This is a genomic window from Staphylococcus devriesei, assembly GCF_002902625.1.
In the GTDB taxonomy this organism is placed as follows: Bacteria; Bacillota; Bacilli; order Staphylococcales; family Staphylococcaceae; genus Staphylococcus; species Staphylococcus devriesei.
In genome coordinates this window covers 1-22,190 of the sequence record NZ_PPRG01000033.1, presented here as the reverse complement: position 1 = coordinate 22,190, position 22,190 = coordinate 1, and the positions used below count along the sequence as shown (strand labels likewise).

General features: G+C 34.7%; 23 protein-coding genes and 1 rRNA gene. 22 read left to right on the top strand and 2 right to left on the bottom strand.

Translation table 11 applies throughout. The annotated features are described in order from the left end of the window. Window positions 1-85: ribosomal RNA gene (gene rrf / locus CD147_RS12625) — 5S ribosomal RNA — on the top strand; the annotation flags it as partial. A 105-nt stretch (window positions 86-190) separates the two neighbouring features. Beyond that, entirely contained in the window at window positions 191-610 is a 420-nt protein-coding gene (gene fosB, locus CD147_RS05605; RefSeq protein ID WP_103166456.1) for a FosB/FosD family fosfomycin resistance bacillithiol transferase, read from the top strand. Between the two features lie 579 nt (window positions 611-1,189). On the opposite strand, the gene pdxR is transcribed toward fosB, so the two are convergent. Next, window positions 1,190-2,554 carry a MocR-like pyridoxine biosynthesis transcription factor PdxR gene (gene pdxR, locus CD147_RS05600; protein WP_103166455.1) on the bottom strand — a complete coding sequence of 455 codons (1,365 nt, stop codon included), beginning with the start codon at window positions 2,552-2,554 and terminating at the stop codon, window positions 1,190-1,192. A 98-nt stretch (window positions 2,555-2,652) separates the two neighbouring features. Here pdxR and pdxS point away from each other — a divergent pair, with 98 nt between their 5' ends. Continuing rightward, the gene (gene pdxS / locus CD147_RS05595; RefSeq protein WP_103166454.1) at window positions 2,653-3,540 is read left to right on the top strand and encodes a pyridoxal 5'-phosphate synthase lyase subunit PdxS; all 888 of its coding nucleotides are present in this window, start codon (window positions 2,653-2,655) and stop codon (window positions 3,538-3,540) included. Between the two features lie 3 nt (window positions 3,541-3,543). Then, window positions 3,544-4,098, top strand: a complete 555-nt coding sequence (gene pdxT, locus CD147_RS05590; RefSeq protein ID WP_103166453.1) for a pyridoxal 5'-phosphate synthase glutaminase subunit PdxT — start codon at window positions 3,544-3,546, stop codon at window positions 4,096-4,098. Between the two features lie 78 nt (window positions 4,099-4,176). Here pdxT and CD147_RS05585 read toward each other — a convergent pair whose 3' ends face one another. Next, window positions 4,177-5,391 (bottom strand): NupC/NupG family nucleoside CNT transporter, encoded by a 1,215-nt coding sequence (locus CD147_RS05585; RefSeq protein WP_103166452.1) that lies wholly within the window; start codon window positions 5,389-5,391, stop codon window positions 4,177-4,179. A gap of 155 nt (window positions 5,392-5,546) precedes the next feature. On the opposite strand from CD147_RS05585, the gene CD147_RS05580 reads away from it, so the two are divergent. From CD147_RS05580 to rplA, 18 genes are all read left to right on the top strand, one after another. Continuing rightward, window positions 5,547-6,008, top strand: coding sequence for a CtsR family transcriptional regulator (locus CD147_RS05580; RefSeq protein ID WP_103166451.1), 462 nt, complete (start codon window positions 5,547-5,549; stop codon window positions 6,006-6,008). A gap of 24 nt (window positions 6,009-6,032) precedes the next feature. Beyond that, complete coding sequence (locus tag CD147_RS05575; protein ID WP_103166450.1) at window positions 6,033-6,596, top strand: UvrB/UvrC motif-containing protein; 564 nt, start codon at window positions 6,033-6,035, stop codon at window positions 6,594-6,596. Beyond that, window positions 6,589-7,596: a protein arginine kinase gene (locus tag CD147_RS05570; RefSeq protein WP_103166449.1), complete on the top strand. Its 1,008-nt coding sequence runs from the start codon at window positions 6,589-6,591 to the stop codon at window positions 7,594-7,596. Before CD147_RS05575 ends, CD147_RS05570 begins: the two co-directional genes overlap by 8 nt. Window positions 7,597-7,611: 15 nt before the next feature. Further along, window positions 7,612-10,086: an ATP-dependent Clp protease ATP-binding subunit gene (locus CD147_RS05565; protein ID WP_103166448.1), complete on the top strand. Its 2,475-nt coding sequence runs from the start codon at window positions 7,612-7,614 to the stop codon at window positions 10,084-10,086. Window positions 10,087-10,298: 212 nt separating this feature from the next. Further along, window positions 10,299-11,663, top strand: coding sequence for a DNA repair protein RadA (gene radA, locus CD147_RS05560; protein ID WP_103166447.1), 1,365 nt, complete (start codon window positions 10,299-10,301; stop codon window positions 11,661-11,663). A 26-nt stretch (window positions 11,664-11,689) separates the two neighbouring features. Further along, a complete protein-coding gene (locus CD147_RS05555) occupies window positions 11,690-12,757 on the top strand; it encodes a PIN/TRAM domain-containing protein (RefSeq protein WP_103166446.1) in 1,068 nt (355 codons plus the stop codon). Window positions 12,758-13,130: 373 nt separating this feature from the next. Next, entirely contained in the window at window positions 13,131-14,585 is a 1,455-nt protein-coding gene (gltX, locus tag CD147_RS05550) for a glutamate--tRNA ligase (protein WP_103166445.1), read from the top strand. A gap of 411 nt (window positions 14,586-14,996) precedes the next feature. Continuing rightward, entirely contained in the window at window positions 14,997-15,638 is a 642-nt protein-coding gene (gene cysE / locus CD147_RS05545) for a serine O-acetyltransferase (protein WP_103166444.1), read from the top strand. Beyond that, the gene (cysS, locus tag CD147_RS05540; protein WP_103166443.1) at window positions 15,622-17,022 is read left to right on the top strand and encodes a cysteine--tRNA ligase; all 1,401 of its coding nucleotides are present in this window, start codon (window positions 15,622-15,624) and stop codon (window positions 17,020-17,022) included. Before cysE ends, cysS begins: the two co-directional genes overlap by 17 nt. Before the next feature lies 1 nt (window position 17,023). Next, window positions 17,024-17,410, top strand: a complete 387-nt coding sequence (locus CD147_RS05535; protein WP_103166442.1) for a Mini-ribonuclease 3 — start codon at window positions 17,024-17,026, stop codon at window positions 17,408-17,410. An 8-nt stretch (window positions 17,411-17,418) separates the two neighbouring features. After that, window positions 17,419-18,168 (top strand): 23S rRNA (guanosine(2251)-2'-O)-methyltransferase RlmB, encoded by a 750-nt coding sequence (gene rlmB / locus CD147_RS05530; RefSeq protein ID WP_103166441.1) that lies wholly within the window; start codon window positions 17,419-17,421, stop codon window positions 18,166-18,168. Beyond that, window positions 18,165-18,692: an NYN domain-containing protein gene (locus tag CD147_RS05525; RefSeq protein WP_103166440.1), complete on the top strand. Its 528-nt coding sequence runs from the start codon at window positions 18,165-18,167 to the stop codon at window positions 18,690-18,692. The genes rlmB and CD147_RS05525 overlap by 4 nt, the downstream gene beginning before the upstream one ends. 70 nt (window positions 18,693-18,762) lie before the next feature. Then, complete coding sequence (locus CD147_RS05520) at window positions 18,763-19,359, top strand: sigma-70 family RNA polymerase sigma factor (RefSeq protein ID WP_103166439.1); 597 nt, start codon at window positions 18,763-18,765, stop codon at window positions 19,357-19,359. Window positions 19,360-19,499: 140 nt separating this feature from the next. Continuing rightward, entirely contained in the window at window positions 19,500-19,643 is a 144-nt protein-coding gene (rpmG, locus tag CD147_RS05515; protein WP_103166438.1) for a 50S ribosomal protein L33, read from the top strand. A gap of 59 nt (window positions 19,644-19,702) precedes the next feature. Continuing rightward, entirely contained in the window at window positions 19,703-19,903 is a 201-nt protein-coding gene (gene secE, locus CD147_RS05510) for a preprotein translocase subunit SecE (protein WP_103166437.1), read from the top strand. A 17-nt stretch (window positions 19,904-19,920) separates the two neighbouring features. Next, entirely contained in the window at window positions 19,921-20,469 is a 549-nt protein-coding gene (gene nusG, locus CD147_RS05505) for a transcription termination/antitermination protein NusG (RefSeq protein ID WP_103166436.1), read from the top strand. Between the two features lie 198 nt (window positions 20,470-20,667). Further along, complete coding sequence (gene rplK, locus CD147_RS05500) at window positions 20,668-21,090, top strand: 50S ribosomal protein L11 (RefSeq protein WP_103166435.1); 423 nt, start codon at window positions 20,668-20,670, stop codon at window positions 21,088-21,090. Between the two features lie 221 nt (window positions 21,091-21,311). Next, on the top strand, window positions 21,312-22,007 hold the full coding sequence (gene rplA / locus CD147_RS05495) for a 50S ribosomal protein L1 (RefSeq protein ID WP_103166434.1): 696 nt from the start codon (window positions 21,312-21,314) through the stop codon (window positions 22,005-22,007). Window positions 22,008-22,190: the final 183 nt, after the last annotated feature.

The window sequence follows — 22,190 nt, the reverse complement described above, 5'->3', positions numbered from 1 at the left end:
GTTCCCATGCCGAACACAGAAGTTAAGCTCCTTAGCGCCGATGGTAGTTGGATTTACGTTCCGCTAGAGTAGGACGTTGCCAGGCAGATAAATCATATGGATGCGATGAGCCGATATTGAGACCGAAGGGTCTCTTTTTTTATGTCTATTTTTATAATATGATTGAATTAAATACATGTAGGGGGATATTATGATTCAATCTATAAATCACATTACTTTTTCAGTATCAGATATCAAAGCATCTATAAAATTTTATAGGGATATTTTAAAAGGCAAAATTTTAGTAGAAGGTTATCATACTGCATATTTTGCAATCGGTGGTGTATGGATTGCTTTGAATGAAGAAACTAATATACCTAGAAATGAAATACACAGTTCGTATACACATATAGCTTTTACTATCGAAGAAATTGAATTTGAGGATTGGCACAAATGGTTAAAAGCGAATGGGGTCTATATATTTGAAGGTCGTGAGAGAAATAGAAGAGATAAAAAATCAATTTATTTTACTGATCCAGATGGTCATAAATTAGAACTACACACTGGCACATTGCAAGATAGGTTAGATTATTATAAAGAAGAAAAAAGACATATGAAATTTTATGAATAAGGCAAAAAGTTTAATTGTTTAAATAAATCTCTACCATAAATTAATTACTTAACTTTTGATATATTCTTTTAATTGATTATTTTTATTATTAATTCCAAGTATTTTTGATATACAATCAGACATAGGCGCAATATCTCTCCTTTTTTGTTGGTTTGGTCACTTACAATTATAGAGATATTTGCGCCATTTTTTTATTATTAAAGAAACAAAAAATCGAACTGGTTTTTTCAGCAGTTCGATTTAGTATAGAACCAAGAAAAAACGATACAAATTTCGGAGAGAACATGTCAGCGTCTATTTAGCTTTGCGAAAAGAAAGCGATTGAAGCTAATGAATTGAGGAGAGAGAGCAGCGAATTTAGTTGAGCTAAATGAACCAACGAACGACGACAATGAAGAAAGATGCGACCGCTTGCCTCAAAGCAAAGGAAACTCCTTAGCGCCGATGGTAGCAGATTACGTGCCGCCAGAGTAATAAGTTCAATTGTAGAGATTAAGCAACGAAACATTGCTTAATCTCTTTTTTGTTTAAAGGAAATATCTCTTATCACTTCTATTACAATCACTTACTTTAATTCCCTTATATTGTTAATGCTTTAATTAAAGTATCGGTATGGGCTTCAAGTTGATCGTTAGGAATGCCACCAAAACCTAGTATAAATTTCGGTTCATGTTGAGGCATATTGTCGTAGTTATAAACATTTAATTTCAATTTTAGTTGTTGTGCTCGCTCTAAACATTCCTCTAAGCTCAGTCCATTTTTGACAGTAAGGGTAAAATGCATACCGGTAAAAGCTCCCTCGATTTGAAGCTGCTCATGGTATGGTGCGAGCTTATCTAAAATATAACTCAGCTTCTCTCTATAAATCTTACGCATTTTATTTAAGTGTCTCTCAAAGCTACCGGAAGCCATAAAATTAGCAATAATTTGTTGGATATGGACAGGTACAGTGTTGCTTTCTTTATGACTTATAGCATGATATTCACTTAGTAATCTTTTAGGTAAGACGATGTAAGCAATACGACAACTAGGATACAGTGATTTAGAAAATGTACTAATATAAATTACTTTGTCTTTTTTATCTAAATTTTGTAATGCTGGAATAGGCTTACCGTAATATCTGAATTCTGAATCGTAGTCGTCTTCAATAATATAGCGACTGGCTTTTTGGTGTGACCATTTTATAAGCTGGGTGCGCTTTTTTAAATTCATCACATATCCGGTAGGGAATTGATGGGAAGGTGTAATATATAAAATATCATTATTTGAATGAAGTACTTCACTCGTATTAATCCCATCTTCTTCGACTGTAGCCTGGATATAAGGGCGTTGTTGCTTATCTAGTACGTGCTTAATTGGTGGATAACTTGGTTTTTCTATAATAAATGATGAATCGTTAAGAAGTTCTGTTACCATATTTAATAATTGTTCGGTAGAAGAACCAATAATAATTTGATTAGGATGACATGACACGCCTCTACTATTAAATAAATAATGTGCTATTTGTTGGCGTAACGCAATTTCTCCTTGTAAATCTCCTTTTTCTAAAAGTTCTAATTGATCGTCCTCGAAGACTTCTTTCGCGTATTTTCTAAATAAATGAAGTGGAAAATACTCTGCGTCAATTTCTGCTAAATTAAAATAATATTGATAGTCGGGATTTGCAGTTTCATAACTATCTTCAATTGTATGAGTATCACGTACATTAATAATAGGTAGAGACTGAATATCGGAAACGTAATAACCCGAACGTGGTTTTGAATAAATAAAGCCTTCGTCTAGTAATAATTGGTAAGCATGTTCAATTGTAGTATGGCTTAATGACAAATGCTCACTAAGTTGACGTTTAGAAGGGAACTTATCATCTGACTGATATTGACCTTCTATGATTTGGTTTTTTAGTTTTTTATATAGCGATAAATATAACTTTTGTTTTTTAGACATATAAAACTGGCCCCTATATTTATAAATAAATTGCACCTTTTTAAATATCAGTTTATATCATAAAATGGGTTTAATCAATTGGAAAAGGGGTTTATTGTATGTCTAAAATTGTAGGATCTGAACGAGTTAAACGAGGAATGGCTGAAATGCAAAAAGGTGGCGTTATTATGGACGTCGTTAATGCAGAACAAGCTAAAATTGCTGAAGAAGCAGGCGCTGTAGCAGTAATGGCTTTAGAACGTGTACCATCAGATATTAGAGCAGCTGGTGGAGTAGCACGTAGCGCTAATCCTAAAATCGTAGAAGAAGTAATGAATGCAGTTTCTATCCCTGTAATGGCTAAAGCACGTATTGGTCATATTACTGAAGCACGTGTGTTAGAAGCTATGGGAGTAGACTACATTGATGAGTCTGAAGTTTTAACACCTGCTGATGAAGAATATCATTTAAGAAAAGACCAATTTACAGTTCCATTTGTTTGTGGTTGCCGTAATTTAGGTGAAGCTGCTCGTCGTATTGGTGAGGGTGCAGCAATGTTACGTACTAAAGGGGAACCAGGTACTGGTAATATTGTTGAAGCTGTTAGACACATGAGAAAGGTTAACTCTGAAGTGAGTCGCTTAGTAGTGATGAATGATGATGAAATCATGACATATGCGAAAGACTTAGGTGCGCCTTACGAAGTATTAAAACAAATTAAAGATAACGGACGTTTACCAGTCGTTAACTTTGCAGCAGGTGGCGTGGCGACACCTCAAGATGCGGCGTTAATGATGGAATTAGGCGCTGACGGTGTATTTGTAGGTTCAGGAATTTTCAAATCAGAGGATCCTGAGAAATTTGCTAAAGCAATTGTACAAGCAACTACACACTATCAAGATTATGAACTTATTGGAAAATTAGCTGCCGAACTAGGTACTGCGATGAAAGGCTTAGATATTAACCAAATTTCATTAGAAGAACGTATGCAAGAGCGTGGTTGGTAATATATGAAAATAGGTGTATTAGCGTTACAAGGTGCAGTACGTGAACACATTCGTCACATTGAACTTAGTGGTCACGAAGGCATTGCTGTAAAAAGAGTTGAACAGTTAGACGAGATTGATGGATTAATTCTTCCTGGTGGAGAATCTACCACTTTAAGACGATTAATGGATTTATATGGTTTTAAAGAAAAGCTACAACAATCTGACTTACCAATGTTTGGAACTTGCGCAGGACTTATCGTGCTTGCTAAAGATGTGGAAGGCGAAACTGGATATTTGAAGAAATTAGATATTACAGTAGAGCGTAACTCATTCGGTAGACAAGTTGATAGTTTTGAAGCTGAGCTTGATATTAAAGGTATTGCTGAAGATATCGATGGTGTATTTATTAGAGCGCCTCATATTTCTAGTGTGGAAAATGGGGTAGAGGTATTGAGTTCTGTGGGAGATAAGATTGTTGCCGTTAAACAAGGTAAATATTTAGGTGTTTCGTTCCATCCTGAACTAACAGATGATCATAGAGTAACACAATATTTTATAGACCACATGGTAAAGTAAAATAGCATTACAAAAGGAGCTACTCAATTTTGAGTAGCCTCCTTTTTAAGAATAAAGTCTTTGCAATAATATATCTTATTAAATAAAGAAACCTGCAATTGCTGCTGAAATAAATGATACTAATGTCGCACCAAATAATAACTTAAGACCAAAGCGAGCTACGACGTCACCTTTTTCAGAGTTAAGTGATTTAATGGCACCTGAAATAATACCAATTGAGCTAAAGTTAGCGAATGATACTAAGAACACTGATGTAACACCTTTCGCATGCTCAGAGATGCCTTTCAAGTCACCTAGTGATTGCATCGCAACAAATTCGTTAGATAATAATTTAGTCGCCATAACTGATCCAGACTGTACTGCGTCCTCCCAAGGGACCCCAGCTAAGAAAGCTAATGGAGCAAAGATGAAACCAATTAATGTTTGGAAGTCCCAATTAATGGCACCGCCAGAGATTAGACTAAATATACCGCCTACAATACCATTTAATAATGCGATAATAGCGATATAACCGATTAACATTGCCCCTACGATAACGGCAACTTTGAAACCATCTAAAATATATTCCCCTAACATTTCGAAGAACGATTGGTTTTTAGTTTCACTTTCATCCACTAATAATTTGTCTTCTTCTTCGTTAACTTTATAAGGATTAATAATAGATGCGATGATGAAACCGCCGAATAAGTTTAATACTACGGCAGTAACGACATATTTAGGCTCAATTAAGCTGAAGTAAGCACCAATAATTGAGGCTGAAACAGTGGACATCGCTGACGCCGTTAAAGTATATAAACGATGTTTAGGTATGTAAGGTAATTGTTTTTTTAAAGAAATGAAAACTTCTGATTGTCCTAAGATTGCTGCTGCAACGGCATTATATGATTCTAAACGTCCCATACCATTGATTTTAGAAATTAAGAATCCTAAAACATTAATAATCCATGGCAAGATTCGAGTATATTGTAAAATACCAATTAATGCTGAGATAAAGACGATTGGTAAAAGAACGTTAAAGAAGAAAGGTGGATTTTTTGGATCGACATATTTAAATCCGCCAAATACAAAGTTAACCCCTTCTGCTGCTTTTTGTAGTAAATAGTTAAATCCCTCTGAAATACCACCAATAACTGTAATACCTGCTGTTGTTTTTAATAAAATAAACGCAAAAACAAGTTGGATAACAAGCAATATACCCACATATTGCCAACGAATATTTTTTCTATCAGAGCTAAATAAGAATGCAAGCGCTAAAAAGAAAATAATCCCAATAATCCCAATGAGAATATGCATAACTCTACTCCTTTATCTTTTATTTACCTAATATAATACATTAAATTAGTAAATGTAACATCCTAATTTTTTAATAATTAAAAAACAAATTGGTTGAAAAAGGTCAAAGATGCTCCTATAATATAGTCAAAGAAGGTCAAAAGAGGTGGTAAATCATGCACAACATGTCTGACATCATAGAACAGTACATTAAAAAATTATTTGAAGAAACTAATGAAGACGTGGTAGAAATTCAACGGGCAAATATTGCTCAACGTTTCGACTGTGTACCTTCTCAATTAAATTATGTTATTAAAACAAGATTTACAAATGAACATGGTTATGAAATAGAAAGTAAACGTGGTGGCGGAGGTTATATCCGAATCACTAAAATTGAAAATAAAGATGCCACAGGATATATTAATCACTTAATGCGTTTAATAGGTCCATCAATTTCACAACAGCAGGCCTATTACATTATAGACGGCTTATTAGATAAGGGTTTAATTAGTGAAAGAGAAGCTCGAATGATTCACGTTATCGTCGATCGTGAAACTTTAAAAATGGATGTGATGGCTCGAGATATCATTAGAGCGAACATCTTGAAACGATTATTACCAATTATTAATTATTATTAATAGAGAAAAGCGAGGTGTCTATGTGTGCTTTGCGAAAATTGTCATTTAAATGAAGCAGAGGTTAAACTCACAGTTAAAAGTAAAGAAGGAACTTCTGAAAAATGGGTATGTTCAATATGTGCAGAGGGGGATAACCCTTGGCATCAAAATGACTCTACTTCCTCATATTCACAGTTCCAAGATGATATCGAAGAAGCATTTGTCGTAAAACAAATATTGCAACATTTGGCAGCGAAACATGGAATTAATTTTCATGAAGTAGCTTTTCAAGAAGAAAAACGATGTCCTACATGTAATATGACATTAAAAGATATAGCACATGTTGGAAAGTTTGGATGTGCGAATTGTTATGCGACATTTAAAGATGACATTGTAAATATTGTGAGACGTGTGCAAGGAGGACAAATTGAGCACGTAGGTAAAACACCTCGTTCTTCTCATAAGAAACTTGCAATTAAAAAACAAATTGAAGAAAAAACGAAGTATTTAAATACCTTAATCGAAGAACAAAACTTTGAAGAGGCAGCGGTAATAAGAGATGAAATTAAGGCTTTGAAAGAGGAGAGTGGGGTGGAACCTAATGAGTGATATTAATACGCCTATAAGTGAATGGATGAAAGAAACTGCCGAGTCACCGATTGTGATGTCATCGCGTATTCGGTTAGCCAGAAACTTAGAGAATCATGTTCACCCGTTAATGTTTCCATCTGAACAAGCCGGCTTTAGAGTTATTAACGAAGTTCAAGATGCATTGCCAGATTTGTCACTTATGCGTCTTGATATGATGGATCAACAAAATAAGATGAAGTTGGTAGCTAAACATTTAATTAGTCCAGAGTTAATTAAACAACCAGCTTCAGCAGTGTTGTTAAATGAAGATGAGTCAATAAGTATTATGATAAATGAAGAAGATCATATCCGTATTCAAGCAATGGGTAATGACTTAACGCTTCATGAGCTATATGATAAAGCTTCTGAGATAGATAATACGCTTGATGAAACTTTAGAGATTAGCTATGACGAACAGTTAGGATATTTAACGACGTGTCCAACTAATATTGGTACGGGTATGCGAGCAAGTGTAATGCTTCATTTACCTGGCTTATCTATAATGAAACGTATGAACCGTATTGCGCAAACGATAAATCGTTTCGGTTTTACGATTCGAGGTATATATGGAGAAGGCTCACAAGTTTATGGCCATATTTACCAAGTTTCAAATCAGCTTACACTTGGTAAAACAGAAGAAGAGATTATTGATAATTTAACTGAAGTTGTTCAACAGATAATTAACGAAGAAATACAAATTCGTGAACGTTTAACTCAATATAATGAACTTGAAACATTAGACCGAATCTATCGTTCACTCGGCATTTTGCAAAATTGTCGAATGATTTCAATGGAAGAAGCATCTTATCGGTTAAGTGAAGTAAAATTAGGAATTGATTTAGGATATCTTGCTTTAGAAGATTTTAAGTTTAATAAATTAATGGTAAGTATTCAATCAGCATTTCTCTACAACGATGAAGATGAAACTGTTTCAGTAAATGAAAAAAGAGCGGATATATTAAGGGAACATATAAAATAGGAGGTACAAAGATATATGCTATTTGGTAGATTAACTGAACGTGCACAACGTGTTTTAGCACATGCACAAGAAGAAGCAATTCGCTTGAACCATTCTAATATCGGTACAGAACACTTATTACTTGGATTGATGAAAGAACCAGAAGGTATTGCAGCTAAAGTATTAGAGAGCTTCAATATCACTGAAGATAAAGTCATCGAAGAAGTAGAAAAACTCATTGGTCACGGCCAAGAACAAACTGGTACATTGCACTATACACCAAGAGCAAAGAAAGTGATTGAACTTTCAATGGATGAAGCGAGAAAGTTACATCATAACTTTGTAGGTACTGAGCATATTTTATTAGGTCTAATCCGTGAAAATGAAGGCGTTGCAGCTCGCGTATTTGCTAATTTAGATTTAAATATTACTAAAGCGCGTGCTCAAGTTGTTAAAGCTTTAGGAAGTCCAGAAATGACTAATAAAAATGCTACAGCTAACAAATCAAATAATACGCCAACATTAGATAGTCTAGCACGTGATTTAACCGTAATAGCTAAAGACGGCACATTAGATCCAGTAGTTGGCAGAGATAAAGAAATTACGCGTGTCATCGAAGTATTAAGCCGTCGTACTAAAAACAATCCTGTACTTATTGGTGAACCTGGTGTAGGTAAAACAGCGATTGCAGAAGGCTTAGCACAAGCGATTGTGAATAGTGAAGTACCAGAGTCACTTAAAAGTAAACGTGTGATGTCATTAGATATGGGTACGGTTGTAGCCGGTACTAAATATCGTGGTGAATTTGAAGAACGCTTGAAAAAAGTAATGGAAGAAATTCACCAAGCTGGGAATGTTATTTTATTCATTGATGAATTGCATACGTTAGTAGGTGCTGGTGGTGCTGAAGGTGCTATCGATGCCTCAAATATTTTAAAACCAGCGTTAGCACGTGGTGAATTACAATGTATCGGTGCAACGACTTTAGATGAATATCGCAAAAATATTGAAAAAGATGCTGCGTTAGAGCGTCGTTTCCAACCTATTCAAGTAGGTGAACCTACTGTAGAAGATACGATTGCTATCTTGAAAGGCTTACGTGACCGTTACGAAGCACATCACCGTATCAATATTTCTGATGAAGCAGTTGAAGCGGCTGCAAAACTAAGTAACCGTTACATTTCAGATCGTTTCTTACCAGACAAAGCGATTGATTTAATAGATGAAGCTAGTTCAAAAGTACGACTAAAAAGTCATACAACGCCTAATAACTTAAAAGAAATTGAACAAGAAATTGAAAAAGTTAAAAATGAAAAAGATGCAGCTGTACACGCACAAGAATTTGAAAATGCAGCTAATTTAAGAGATAAACAAACTAAATTAGAAAAACAATATGAAGATGCTAAAAATGAATGGCAAACTTCACAAGGCGGTCAGTCTACATCACTATCTCAAGAAGACATTGCAGAGGTCATTGCTGGATGGACTGGTATCCCATTAACTAAAATTAACGAAACTGAATCAGATCGATTATTAAATCTAGAAGATACATTGCATAGTCGTGTTATCGGTCAAAAAGATGCTGTAACATCTATTAGTAAAGCCGTACGTCGTGCGCGTGCAGGCTTAAAAGATCCTAAACGTCCAATTGGTAGCTTTATCTTCTTAGGACCAACAGGTGTAGGTAAAACTGAATTAGCACGTGCTCTAGCTGAATCAATGTTCGGTGAAGAAGATGCAATGATTCGTGTTGATATGAGTGAATTTATGGAGAAACACGCAGTGAGCCGTTTAGTTGGAGCGCCTCCAGGCTATGTAGGTCATGATGATGGTGGTCAATTAACTGAAAAAGTAAGACGCAAACCTTATTCAGTTATTTTATTCGATGAAATTGAAAAAGCACATCCAGATGTATTTAATATTCTTTTACAAGTACTAGATGACGGTCATTTAACAGATACAAAAGGTCGTCAAGTAGACTTCCGCAATACTGTGATTATTATGACATCAAACGTTGGAGCACAAGAATTACAAGATCAACGTTTTGCAGGATTTGGTGGAGGTTCAGAAGGTCATGATTATGAAACAATTCGTAAAACAATGATGAAAGAGCTTAAAAACTCATTCCGTCCAGAATTCTTAAACCGTGTAGATGATATTATTGTCTTCCACAAACTTTCTAAAGATGAATTAAAAGAAATTGTAACAATGATGGTTAATAAATTGACTAAACGTCTTTCTGAACAAGATATTAATATTAAAGTTACTGATAAAGCAAAAGAAAAAATTGCTGAAGAAGGGTATGACCCTGAATATGGTGCACGTCCATTAATCAGAGCTATCCAAAAAACAGTAGAAGATAACCTTAGTGAATTGATTTTAGACGGCAATAAAATTGAAGGTAAAGAAGTTATTATTGATCATGATGGTAAAGAATTTAAATATGACATTCATGAGAAAGATACAGCATCTTCAAAAGATGAAAAAGAAACTTCTGAAACTGAAGCATAAAATAATATTGTAGTAAAAGAGTGAGACAGAAATCTTTATTATTAGGATTTCTGTGCTCACTCTCTTTTTACTTTAATATTGAAAATAAAGACTCAATTAAAAAGCGAAAGCATAACATGGAGGTCTTTAGCTTCTTATTTATCTTTACATTTGTCATTATTACCCTATACATATAAAATAGATTTGTTCAAAGAAAAATCGGAGGTGCAATTTTGGCCAAAAAGAAAGTGATTTTCGAATGTATGGCTTGTGGCTACCAATCTCCAAAGTGGATGGGTAAATGTCCGAATTGTGGCGCATGGAACCAAATGGAGGAAATTGTAGAGAAAGCTTCAAATCCTAAACATGGCGTGAAGGCGAAAGAGTCGAGCGCAAAAGTACAAAAATTAAACAGTATTAAGCATGAAGCAACTCCAAGAGTACAAACAGAATCGACAGAATTTAACCGCGTATTAGGCGGAGGAATTGTTAGTGGATCTTTAGTGTTAATCGGCGGGGACCCAGGAATTGGGAAATCGACGTTGTTACTACAAATTTGCGCGTCATTATCACAAAAGTTGAACGTTTTATATATAACAGGTGAAGAATCACTCAATCAGACTAAATTACGTGCTGAGCGTTTAGAAGAAGATTCAAGTAATTTAAATGTATTAGCTGAAACAGATTTGGAAGTCATTCATCAGACCGTTCAACAAGAACAACCCGACATATTAGTCGTGGATTCTATTCAAACTATTTATCACCCTGAGATTAGTTCGGCACCCGGTTCAGTATCACAAGTTCGAGAAAGTACACAGAGCTTGATGAATATTGCTAAACAAATGAATATTGCAACTTTTATTGTCGGACACGTAACGAAAGAAGGCCAAATTGCTGGGCCACGTTTATTAGAACATATGGTAGATACGGTATTATATTTTGAAGGTGATGAACACCATGCTTACCGAATTTTAAGAGCGGTTAAAAACCGTTTTGGTTCAACTAACGAGATGGGCATTTTTGAAATGAAACAAAGTGGTTTAAAGGGTGTCCAAAATCCGTCTGAAATGTTTTTAGAAGAACGTTCGACCAATGTGCCTGGTTCGACAATTGTGGCGACTATGGAAGGTACCCGTCCGTTACTTATTGAAGTACAGTCATTAGTAACACCAACTACCTTTAACAACCCTCGACGCATGGCCACAGGTATTGACCATAATCGGTTGAGTTTATTAATGGCAGTTCTAGAGAAGAAAGAGAATTATTTACTTCAACAACAAGATGCTTACATTAAAGTGGCTGGTGGTGTGCGATTGACTGAACCGGCAGTTGATTTAAGTATCATTGTGGCAACAGCTTCTAGCTTTAAAGATAAAGCGGTAGATGGCTTAGATTGTTATATCGGTGAAGTTGGCTTAACGGGAGAAGTGAGACGTGTATCCCGTATTGAACAACGCGTTCAAGAGGCCGCTAAGTTAGGATTTGAAAGAGTGGTTATTCCACAAACTAATATCGGAGGATGGACGTTTCCTGAAGGTATTCGCATAGTAGGTGTGTCTACCGTTCATGAAGCGCTTAAATATGCGTTTAAATCTTAAATAGGATAGCAAAAGAGGTGGAATTTATGAAAGTTTTAAAAGGAATAGTAGTCATTATCTACGTTATTCTTGGAGCGGCTCTTGGTATTTTATTAATACCAGAAATAGTGCGTGACTTAAATATTAATAACTATCCTATTTTAACCAATTATTACGTTGATGGTTTAATTGGTATACTTCTTTTCTTTCTAATATTTGGATTATTTATTAATAAAGTCACACGTACGCTTAAAACGATAGAACATTGGATTATGCAACGTAGTGCAGTAGAAATTTTATTTGCGACATTAGGTCTAATTATTGGACTATTTATTTCAGTAATGGCCTCCTTTATTTTAGAAATTATTGGTAACTCTATTTTGAATCATCTGATACCTCTCATCATCACACTTTTATTGTGTTATTTGGGATTCCAATTTGGTTTGAAAAAGCGCGACGAGATGTTGTTATTTTTGCCTGAGAATATGGCGCGCTCTATGTCTAAAAGTAATGTCAGTGCAGTGCCTAAATTATTAGATACAAGTGCAATTATTGATGGTCGTATTTTAGATATTATACGATGTGGATTTATTGATGGTGAAATTCTTATCCCACAAGGCGTAATTAATGAATTACAAGTAGTGGCCGATGCCAATGATAGTGTTAAACGAGAAAAAGGACAACGTGGTTTAGATATTTTAAATCAATTACATGACTTAGATTATCCGACACACGTGATTCATCCACAAACGTCTCATAGTGACATAGACGAGTTATTAATCAAATTAGCTCAAACATATCATGCCCATGTTATTACAACTGATTTTAACTTAAATAAAGTGTGTCATGTCCAAGGGATTAAAGCGTTGAATGTTAATGACTTATCTGAGGCGATTAAACCGAATTTACACCAAGGCGACCATATTAATATTCTATTAACGAAAATGGGTAAAGAACCCGGTCAAGGCGTGGGTTATCTAGATGACGGCACAATGGTAGTGGTCGATAATGCTAAGCAACTTTTAGGCAAACATGTAGATTTAGAAGTGATTAGCTTGTTACAAACTTCATCAGGCCGTATTATATTTGCTAAAAAGGTAGACGACTTAGTGTAATCAAGGCGTAAAGCGTTTCATGTGAAACGTTGGCTTTAGCGTACCACTTTTCAAAAATGAAGTTCGAGATTATGTCGGTTTTAAAAAGTGATGATGAACGGAAGTTTAGCATGAACATGTGACTTATCAAAGTACATATTTAGTGCTACAATAATGTAGAAATACGAAGTTTTATCTAAGATGAGAATGGAGAGGAAAGTTATTCGAAAACGAGTCATTAATGATGGTTTGGGATAGCTTTTTTCTAATGGAACGAAGATGTTTCTTAACGAGTTATAAATACGAAGGTAAGACGTTTAATATTCCGCTAATATTAGATAAAATGAGCGAATTCGTTATTTAATAATACATCAATATTATAGGAGTGAATATAATGAGTGAACGCGTAAGAGTGAGATATGCGCCAAGTCCAACTGGATATTTACACATTGGTAATGCGAGAACAGCATTATTTAACTATTTATTTGCTAAACACTACGACGGTGATTTCGTCGTACGTATAGAAGATACAGATAGTAAACGTAATCTTGAAGATGGTGAATCTTCACAATTTGATAATTTAAGATGGTTAGGACTAGACTGGGATGAATCTATTGATAAAGATAAAGGTTACGGCCCTTATCGTCAGTCAGAACGTGGAGATATTTATAATCCATTAATCCAACAATTATTAGATGAAGATAAAGCTTATAAGTGTTATATGACTGAAGATGAGTTAGAAAAAGAACGTGAAGAACAATTAGCTCGTGGTGAAATGCCACGTTATGGTGGTAAACACGCTCATTTAACTGAAGAAGAACGCCAACAATTTGAAGCGGAAGGTCGTAAACCGGCAATTAGATTCCGTGTCCCTCAAGATCAAACGTATACGTTCAACGACATGGTTAAAGGTGAAATCTCATTTGACTCTAATAATATGGGCGATTGGGTAATTGTGAAGAAAGATGGTATTCCAACTTATAACTTCGCAGTAGCAATTGACGATCATTATATGGAAATTACAGACGTTATCCGTGGGGATGACCACGTGTCTAATACACCTAAACAATTAATGATTTATGAAGCGTTTGGTTGGGAACCACCTCGTTTCGGTCATATGTCATTAATAGTTAATGAAGAACGTAAAAAATTAAGTAAACGTGATGGTCAAATCTTACAATTCATTGAGCAATATCGTGATTTAGGATACTTACCAGAAGCATTATTTAACTTTATTACGTTATTAGGTTGGTCACCTGAAGGCGAAGATGAAATTTATTCTAAAGAAGAATTTATTAAAATCTTTGATGAAAAACGTCTTTCTAAATCACCAGCAATGTTTGATAGACAAAAACTTGCTTGGGTTAACAACCAATATATGAAGACTAAAGATACTGAAACAGTATTCCAACTTGCGTTACCTCATTTAATTAAAGCAAACTTAATTCCTGAAAATCCTAGCGAAGAGGATCAAGATTGGGGTCGCAAACTCGTTGCACTTTATCAAAAAGAAATGAGTTATGCTGGAGAAATTGTGCCATTATCTGAAATGTTCTTCAAAGAAATGCCTGAATTAGGTGAAGAAGAACAAGAGGTAATTAATGGAGAACAAGTTCCTGAATTAATGAGTCATTTATATGGCAAATTAGAAGTCTTAGAACCTTTTGAAGCTGCTGAAATCAAGAAAACAATAAAAGAAGTTCAAAAAGAAACAGGAATTAAAGGTAAACAATTATTTATGCCTATTCGTGTAGCTGTAACTGGCCAAATGCATGGACCTGAATTACCAAATACAATTGAAGTATTAGGTAGAGATAAAGTTTTATCACGTTTAAAACAATATGTTTAAAAAATAAGTGAGTATAAATTTTAAAGGTTAAATTTAAGTATAATTAGACTTGAAAAATTATCTTAAAGCTCATATGATTAGGTTGAAAGTGTTTCAAAGGATTAGTAAATATATGACCATGAATTCAGAGAGTGTGCGGTTGCTGCGAGCACATCATAGTCGATATTGAATGCACCTTTGTATAGTTTAAGTTAATAAAGGAATGAGTATGATAAAGACTTACTAGGTAATCAGTTTGAAAGTTGATTATCGTTAAGTAAATCTTGTCTAAAATACAGAGTGGAACCGTGCGATAGCGCCTCTAGCATCTATTACAGTGTTAGGGGCGCTATTTTACTAATCTATTTGAAGTTTTAGTAGTTGAAAGAGTTGGATTTATTACTTTTTAAAAAACTGAGGGGGGCGACAGTCTTGATAAAAAGAATTAGAGACGATGTGAAAATGGTGTTTGAGCAAGACCCAGCAGCACGTACAACATTTGAAGTCATTACAACATATGCGGGTTTACACGCAGTGTGGAGTCACTTGATAGCGCATAAATTATATAATAAAAAGAAATATGTATTAGCGAGAATTATATCTCAAATTTCACGATTTTTCACAGGGATTGAAATTCATCCAGGTGCTAAAATTGGGAAACGCTTATTCATTGACCACGGCATGGGGGTAGTGATTGGAGAAACATGTACTATTGGAGATAATGTGACGATTTACCAAGGCGTAACATTAGGTGGTACGGGTAAAGAAAAAGGCAAACGACACCCAGATATTGGAGATAATGTGTTAATAGCGGCAGGGTCAAAAATTTTAGGCAATATTCAAATCGATTCAAATGTTAATATCGGCGCAAATTCAGTTGTCTTGCAATCAGTTCCAAGCTATACAACTGTGGTTGGTATCCCAGGTCATATTGTGAAACAACAAGGCAAACGTATTGGTAAAACGTTCGATCACCGTAATTTACCTGACCCATTATATGAACAAATTAAACAACTAGAAAAACAACTTGAAAAAGCTAAGAACGGAGAGATTAAAGATGATTACATTATATAATACATTAACACGTCAAAAAGAGACGTTTAAACCTATCGAACCAGGTAAGGTGAAAATGTATGTATGTGGTCCAACAGTATATAACTATATCCACATTGGTAACGCACGACCAGCAATTAACTATGACGTTGTACGTCGTTATTTCGAATACAAAGGTTATGAAGTAACTTATGTGTCAAACTTCACAGACGTTGACGACAAATTAATTAAACGCTCTAAAGAATTGAACGAAAGTGTACCTGAAATTGCTGATAAGTATATTAAAGCATTTTATGAAGATGTAGGTGCTTTAAATGTGAAAAAAGCCTCTTCTAATCCACGTGTCATGAATCACATGGATGAAATTATTGCATTTATTAAAAAATTAGTTGATGAAGGCTATGCTTATGAAAGTAATGGCGATGTTTATTTTAGAACACGTGAATTTGATGGTTATGGTAAATTAAGTCATCAATCTATTGATGATTTAAAAGTAGGTGCACGTATTGAAGCGGGAGAGCAAAAAGAAGATGCCCTAGACTTTACACTATGGAAAAAAGCAAAACCAGGTGAGATAAGTTGGGAAAGTCCATTTGGCGAAGGTCGTCCAGGTTGGCATATTGAATGCTCAGTTATGGCGTATCACGAATTAGGTAAAACGATTGATATCCATGCTGGGGGATCGGACTTACAATTCCCACACCATGAAAATGAAATTGCTCAATCAGAAGCACACAACCATGCACCATTTGCGAATTATTGGATGCATAACGGATTCATTAATATTGATAATGAAAAAATGAGTAAATCGCTAGGCAACTTTATTTTAGTACACGACATAATTAAAGAAGTTGATCCAGACGTCTTACGTTTCTTTATGATTAGTGTCCACTATAGAAGTCCTATCAACTATAATTTAGAACTCGTTAATGCAGCTAAGAGTGGTTTAGAGCGTATTCGCAATAGCTATAAATTGATTGAAGAAAGAGAAACAATAGCAACTGATATTGCAGACCAAGCTGATTACGTTGACCAAATAGATCATGTTTTAGAACAATTTGAAACGGTTATGAATGATGATTTTAACACTGCTAATGCAGTTACAGCTTGGTATGACTTAGCTAAATTAGCAAACAAATATGTGTTAGAGAACACGACGTCTACTAAAGTGATTCAACGATTTAAAGAAGTTTATCAAATCTTCAGTGATGTGCTTGGCGTCCCACTTAAAGGAAAAGAAGCTGATATGTTACTTGATGAAGATATCGAAAAATTAATCGAAGAGCGTAATGAAGCACGTAAAAATAAAGATTTTGCGCGCGCAGATGAAATTAGAGATATGTTGAAAGAACAAAATATCATTTTAGAAGATACGCCACAGGGTGTGCGTTTCAAACGTGGTTAAGATGAATATTAAATTATTAAATCCGTTAACTTTGGCTTATATGGGCGATGCTGTATTAGATCAACATGTGAGAGAATATATTGTACTTAAGTTACAAAGTAAGCCCAATCGTTTGCATCACGTTTCAAAAAGCTATGTGTCTGCGAAGAGCCAGGCACAAACGCTTGAAACGCTCATTGAAACAGGGTGGTTTACAGATGAAGAATTAAACATTGTCAAACGAGGACGCAATGCTAAAAGTCATACGAAAGCTAAAAATACAGATATACAAACATATCGTAAAAGTTCAAGCTTAGAAGCAGTAATAGGCTTTTTATATTTAGAACATCAAGAAGATAGATTGAAGAATTTACTTGATACGATTGTTCAAACAGTGAATGAAAGGTAGTGAGAACAATGGAAGATATCGTAATTGTCGGCAGACATGCTGTAAAAGAAGCGATTGTTTCTGGCCATACAATAAATAAAATTTGGATTCAAGAAGGTATTAGAAAGCAACAAATCAATGACATTTTACAAAATGCAAAAGAGCAAAAATTGATTGTTCAAACAGTACCAAAATCTAAAATAGATAATTTAGCAGATGCGCCTCATCAAGGGGTAGCAGCCTTAATTGCTCCTTACGAATATGCAGATTTTGATCAGTTTATTAAAACTCAGAAAGAAAAAGAAGGTCTATCAACTGTTGTCATTCTAGATGGTTTAGAAGATCCTCATAATTTAGGCTCCATTTTAAGAACAGCTGATGCGAGTGGTGTGGATGGCGTTATTATTCCTAAAAGACGCTCAGTAGCATTAACGCAAACAGTAGCTAAAGCCTCAACTGGAGCAATTCAACACGTTCCTGTTATGCGTGTCACTAACTTATCGAAAACAATTGATGAGTTAAAAGACAATGGTTACTGGGTAGCTGGAGCTGAAGCGGATAATGCGACTGATTATAGAGATATGGCGGCGGATATGCCATTAGCGATTGTTATTGGCAGTGAGGGCCAAGGTATGAGTAGACTAGTTAAGGATAAATGTGATTTCTATATCAAGATTCCGATGGTAGGTCACGTCAATAGTTTAAACGCTTCCGTAGCGGCAAGCTTAATGATGTATGAAGTTTATCGTAAAAGACATCAAGTCGGAGAACAAGTATGAAGGATAGATACTTAATCATTGACGGCTATAATATGATAGGTCAATCATCTGAACTTAGTAGAATTGCCCGAGACAATTTGCAAGAGGCACGAGAACAACTCTTAGATGCTATCGCTAACTATAACGCCGTAGTAGCAGATGAAATTGTATGTGTGTTCGACGCATATGAACAATCTGGTATTGAAAGAGAATATATTTATCATGGTGTTAAGACGGTGTTCACTAAGGAAAAGGAAACAGCAGATAGCTATATAGAACGCTATGTTTATAACTTGTATAATAAGCATACAACGCATATTACAGTGGTTACGAGTGATATGAGTGAGCAACATGCTATTTTTGGAGCTGGTGCATACCGAGTGTCCTCTAGAGAAATGTGGCGTGATTTAAAAGAAAATGAAATTACGGTAAGTAAATCGTTAGACAATATTATTGAAAGTAAACCAAGAACTCGAATTTCGTTATCTAATGATGTACTCGCAGAGTTCGAGAAAATTAGACGTGGAAATCATAAAAAGGACTAAAATATCACTCTTGTAAGTTAAAGATTATTTCGTATAAACTATGGCTAATTTAACGCGAAAGGTATAGTTTATGACGCAACAATTACAACTAGAGGAGCTATTTAAACAATTTCAATGTAGCCATAATGCTTGTGAGCGAGAGCGAGTATTTACTCAAATCGTTCTTCATTTACAACCTATTCTTTTTATAAAGTTTAAAAGAATGGGAGCTGCTGAAGAAGACCTCAAAGATTTGATGCAAGAAATGCTAATTAGAATTTATTTGGCTCTACCAACATTTGATTTTAGTATGGGAATACCATTTGAACATTATTTAAATTGTATAGTCTACTCGATGAAGAAAGATTTTTGGAGAAAAAAATATAGAGAACATCATAAGCAAGATACACTTGTTAATGAATACATCGTGACCTATCAATCGAATCATATTACGAAGAGAACAGAAGAAGCATTTATAAAGCAAGAACAAAGAGAACAATTAAAACGTAGTTTGATTAGTTTGAGTAAATTGGAAAGACGTGTGGCTAAGCTAATGCTATTGGATTATACGCCAATAGAAATAGCCAAGACATTAGGTGTAAAAGATAAAGTAGTTTACAATACTATTCAACGTTGTAAAATGAAAATGAAAGATTATTTAACAAAATATTATGAGCCAATGCAATAGTCTTGCTAGTGGCTGATGATTAAGTGAAATGCTCTTTTTTTAAAAGAAAGGTATCAGACTTTTAAACCATAGCCGTTTGACATTTAATATCAGATTTATGTATAGTATACTGGTATTAAAATGAGCAAAGGTGAATAGTAGTGAAAAAAGTACCTTTAATTTGTGAGGTTTGCGGTAATAGGAATTATACTGTTCCAAAAAGCGAAAAATCTGCAATAAGATTAGAGTTAAAAAAGTATTGTTCAAGATGTAATGCACATACGATTCATAAAGAGTCAAAGTAATAGCGAACAACGTTATTAAAGCGAATGGCTAATCAAGCGTTAGTGTGGAGGTAATTTTGATGGCTAAAGATAAAGGCACAGGTAAAGAAAAAGAAAGTTTCTTCCAAGGCGTAAAAAGTGAAATGGAAAAAACAAGTTGGCCTACTAAAGAAGAACTTTTTAAATATACTATAATTGTAGTATCTACAGTAATTTTCTTCATGATCTTTTTCTGGGTATTAGACTTAGGTATTGGTAATTTAATAGAATTATTTAGATAAGAGTAAGGAGTGACAACATGTCTGAAGAGGTTGGCGCAAAGCGTTGGTATGCTGTGCATACATATTCTGGATATGAGAACAAAGTTAAAAAGAATTTAGAAAAAAGAGTAGAATCAATGAATATGACAGAACAGATTTTTAGAGTTGTCATACCAGAAGAAGAAGAAACCCAAGTTAAAGATGGTAAAGCTAAGAAACAAGTTAAAAAAACATTTCCTGGTTATGTATTAGTAGAATTAGTGATGACAGATGAATCGTGGTACGTAGTACGTAATACACCAGGCGTTACAGGGTTCGTAGGTTCAGCTGGGGCTGGATCTAAACCAAACCCATTATTACCTGAAGAAATGAGATTCATCTTAAAACAAATGGGACTTAAAGAGAAAACAATCGACGTTGAATTAGACGTGGGTGAACAAGTTCGAATTAAATCAGGTCCATTTGCTAACCAAGTCGGTGAAGTTCAAGAAATCGAACCAGATAAATTCAAATTGACTGTACTAGTAGATATGTTTGGCAGAGAAACACCAGTAGAAGTTGAATTTGATCAAATCGAAAAGCTATAAGACATAATAAAATTAATAATTGAATTTGACACTGAAATACAAATAAAGATGAACTTTTACTATTGCTTTTTACGTATATTCAGTGTTAAAATAATGTGGTCGCGTTTTTATAACGCTCATTTCGTCACGAAATGTTTATGAGTGGGAGGGCAAAACTGAGCCCTGTGACCACATCACGATATCAAGGAGGTGCACATCGTGGCTAAAAAAGTAGAAAAAGTAGTTAAATTACAAATTCCTGCAGGTAAAGCAAACCCAGCACCACCAGTTGGTCCAGCATTAGGTCAAGCAGGTGTGAATATCATGGGATTCTGTAAAGAATTCAATGCACGTACGCAAGAACAAGCAGGTTTAATCATTCCGGTAGAAATCAGTGTATATGAAGACCGTTCATTTACATTTATTACTAAAACTCCACCGGCTCCAGTACTACTTAAAAAAGCAGCTGGTATTGAAAAAGGTTCTGGTGAACCTAACAAAACTAAAGTTGCTACAGTAACTAAAGATCAAGTACGTGAAATTGCTCAAAGCAAAATGCAAGACTTAAACGCTGCAGACGAAGAAGCAGCTATGCGTATTATCGAAGGTACTGCTCGTAGTATGGGTATCACTGTACAATAATTATCGAATACAAAAGTTTAACTTTGAAATAACTGATAGACGATAGCAGGTAACAGAAATGACAACGAATCATATTGTCTATGATTAGTCTGAGAAATGAGTAAACTTTTATTGGTTTACAAAAAGTTAAGGCATTCATCTGTTATCTGCTCTTAACTTGTGCGACACACAAGTAAGCGTGGGAGGAAATTCCGCTAAAACCACTAAAGGAGGAATAATAAATGGCTAAAAAAGGTAAAAAGTATCAAGAAGCAGCTAATAAAGTTGATCGTACTCAACACTACAGTGTTGAAGAAGCAATTAGCTTAGCTAAAGAAACAAGTATTGCTAACTTTGATGCATCAGTTGAAGTAGCTTTCCGTTTAGGAATTGATACACGTAAAAATGACCAACAAATCCGTGGTGCAGTAGTGCTACCAAACGGTACTGGTAAATCACAACGTGTATTAGTATTTGCTAAAGGTGACAAAATCACTGAAGCAGAAGAAGCAGGAGCAGATTACGTAGGTGAATCTGACTATGTACAAAAAATTCAACAAGGTTGGTTCGACTTTGACGTAGTAGTAGCTACTCCAGATATGATGGGCGAAGTTGGTAAATTAGGTCGTGTATTAGGACCTAAAGGATTAATGCCTAACCCTAAAACTGGAACAGTAACTATGGACGTTAAAAAAGCTGTAGAAGAAATCAAAGCTGGTAAAGTTGAATACCGTGCTGAAAAAGCTGGTATCGTTCATGCTTCAATCGGTAAAGTTTCATTTAGCGATGAAAAATTAGTTGAAAACTTCAAAGCTTTACAAGACGTTTTAGCAAAAGCTAAACCATCTTCAGCTAAAGGTACTTACTTCAAATCTGTTGCTGTAACTACAACAATGGGTCCTGGAGTTAAAATTGATACTTCATCATTCAAATTATAATTTAAATTAATGATATAGATAAAACTGGTAGTGTGAATGCACCGCCAGTTTTTTTGAAAATTAATTACTATCAATTGATCAAACTAACTTTCAAGATAAGGAATTATTTTTGAAAAAAGATTTGACATATAGTAGTAATAAGGTTATATTATTTATTGTGATTATTTTACCTAAGACAGTAGG